The 255-nt window shown below is 42.4% G+C and carries 2 protein-coding genes; both read left to right on the forward strand.

What is annotated here, in order from left to right; all coding sequences use genetic code 11:
* On the forward strand, nt 1–161 hold a 161-nt coding region (locus tag AOA61_RS32955), incomplete at its 5' end, for a TrmH family RNA methyltransferase (protein WP_143521246.1).
* Nucleotides 162–255: NYN domain-containing protein (locus tag AOA61_RS32960; protein WP_143521247.1), on the forward strand; the 94-nt coding region annotated here is incomplete at its 3' end. It abuts the gene before it with no gap.

The raw sequence follows: 255 nt of genomic DNA on the forward strand, positions 1-255 counted from the left end.
GGAGTGAAGGGAAAGGAATGAGTCGTCTTGTGAAGGAAAAATGTGATTTCCTAGTACGTATTCCATTAGCAGGTAACGTGACATCATTAAATGCTTCTGTAGCAGCAAGCTTATTAATGTATGAAGTTCACCGCCGTCGTCATCCACTAGGGTTGAAATAAATGAGACGCGTTTTACTTGTGGATGGATATAATATCATCGGTGACTGGCCTGAACTGAAGCAGTTACAACAGAGCGACCTAGAAAGTGCAAGGA

The organism is Pseudomonas sp. 2995-1, assembly GCF_002742505.1.
GTDB classification, from domain to species: Bacteria; Pseudomonadota; Gammaproteobacteria; order Pseudomonadales; family Pseudomonadaceae; genus Aquipseudomonas; species Aquipseudomonas sivasensis.